This window comes from Chitinophaga sp. (assembly GCF_036569125.1).
Classification (GTDB): Bacteria; Bacteroidota; Bacteroidia; order Chitinophagales; family Chitinophagaceae; genus Chitinophaga.
Map to the genome: position 1 here is coordinate 1 of NZ_DATCRF010000522.1, position 2,323 is coordinate 2,323.

1 protein-coding gene and 1 pseudogene are annotated in these 2,323 nt (G+C 45.7%); both read right to left on the bottom strand.

The window, feature by feature from the left end; genetic code table 11:
- Window positions 1-1,194, bottom strand: a 1,194-nt coding sequence (locus VIM87_RS19695; protein WP_331998656.1) for a SusD/RagB family nutrient-binding outer membrane lipoprotein, incomplete at its 3' end; no start/stop codon positions are given.
- Between the two features lie 25 nt (window positions 1,195-1,219).
- Window positions 1,220-2,323, bottom strand: a pseudogene (locus VIM87_RS19700) (SusC/RagA family TonB-linked outer membrane protein); the annotation flags it as partial.

Here is a 2,323-nt window from a genome sequence, read left to right on the forward strand (position 1 = left end):
CTGCTCGTAGGCAGATTTTGCACTTCCGCCGCCTACACCGCTACCCCATCTTTCCAGTGCTTCAGCTTTCAACAACCAGGTTTCAGCAGAAGTAAAGATAATGCCGGGGAACTTTGTATTTTTTACAAAGGTGGTGCTATCTATCAGCGAGAGCAGTCTGCTACCAATCTCAGCCTGTTGCTGCGCAGCAGTCATTGTAGGGATCATGCCATGATACTGACCAGCCGTATTTTTGGTGTACAATATGCGCAAACGCGGGTCGCCGGAAGGTTTCAACAGGGAATCTACCATATAACCGGGGGCATATTGGTGGCCATCGTTAAAGTTAGAGGTCATGTCGATCACAAGGTTGGTACCGCCGGTTGCAATTTCAGCATTATCCGTAAAAGCATCAATCATTGGATACAGCGTGGGGTTACCCATAATTTCCTGTACCAACGCTCTGGAATTGGCTTCATCTACACTGGATTTACGCATAGCCAAGCGCAGTAACAGGGAATTACAATAACGGCGCCATTTCAGCAGGTCGCCTTTAAACAGGATGTCCTGCTTGGCCAGCTTGTTCAGGTAAAACTGTTCCGGCTGAGCATTTGCCAGCCAGTTGCTGATGGCTTTTAAGTTAGTGATGGCGCTGTCATATACCGCTCTGCCATCATCAAACGCCGCCAGCTTTAAGCTACCCGTTGCATTCAGACCACCTGCTTCACTGAACGGAATATCTCCCCAAAGGTCCACCTGCTGGCAGGCCTGATCATACAGGAAGATCTGCGCAGTTTTAGTGAACAGTAAGTAACCAGTCTTATCTGCATCTGTAGAAAGCTTATCATAGGCTTTTTCTATTTCGCGATAGCTGGATACGGGAGCAGACCAGTTGGCATCGCTACCCGGTGCGCTATAAAAATCGTCCCAACGATCCTGCGCATAGGATTCCGGTTGCTCATACATTTTATTGGCGGTTACCACCCCAAGGGTTTGGGTATAGATCCCTATCTGAATACCATTAAATGTCCACATTCCCCAGTAATCCGGTAAAACCCTGCGGTTTTTGAACATGCCCGTGTAAAAGGCATCTATATTACCATTGGTGGTTTTTTCAGGGTCCAGGTATTTGCTGTCTATCGTAGACTTTTTACATGCCCCGATGAAACCCAGCACTGGCGCCAGCATTATTATTCCAAGAATATTCTTCTTCATGTTTTTAATTTTTTGCTTAGATCAATTAAAAGCTCAGTCTCACGGTTCCACCAATTGTGCGGGAAGCTACTGAAGAGCCGGCGTCCAGACCCTGGCTTACAAAGTTGCTGCCAATACCCACTTCAGGATCCACATTCGGTACTGTTTTATAGAAATAGAACAGGTTGCGGCCGAACAGCCCTACGGTTAACGTCTGCATTTTTGCTTTGTTAGCCAGCGCTACAGGGAATGAATAGTTCAGCGACATTTCACGCAGCTTAACAAAGTTGTTGTTGAACACAGCGCCCTGGTAAGAGTTTTTAGTTCTGGAGCCATAGTTACCCCAACCATAGGTATATTCATAATACTGTGCTGCCTGCAGGATCTTGTCATTTTTCTTCCCGGTTTCATCCACACCGTCCAATACCACACCATCGTGATATACTGTAGTACCTGCAGGAGCAGAACCGCCGTTCAGCAGCGTTCTGTTACCGGCAGCATCTTCATAGTAAGTTAAGCCGCCATTGGCTTCATCACGATACTTTAAAGTGCTTTTATATAATCCGTCACCTGTAGCATAGTAATTGGTTACAGAAAGGATCTGTCCACCCCAGCGGGAATCTACCAGGAAGTCCAGGCTCCAGTTCTTGTAACGAACCGTGTTACTAATACCACCGTTCAGCTTAGCCTGTATATTACCGGCTTTCTTAGGGGTAGAGTTATCAGTTACATAATAACCATTTGCATCAATGATGTTCTGTCCGTCTGCACTTTTCTTGTTCATGTTCACCATGATGTCGCCTGCTGCTTCACCTACTTTTGCAACGATGTATGCAGAACCGTTATCCACATTCATTAATTGTAATTGAGTAAGGCCGGGCTGTAAGCTCTTCAGCTTATTCCTGTTAAAGCCCAGGTTAACACGTACATCCCATGTCAGGTTCTTGGTAGAGACAGGCGTACCATATATGGCTGCTTCCAAACCATAGTTGTTCAGGTCACCTACGTTCTGCCAGATATTTTTTGCACCGGTTGAAGAAGCTACGTTCAGGTTAATGATCTGGCCCTTAACAATGTTATTGTAATAAGAGATGTCAAAACCTAAGCGGTTTTCAAACATTTTACTTTCCCATCCTATTTCATATTCATG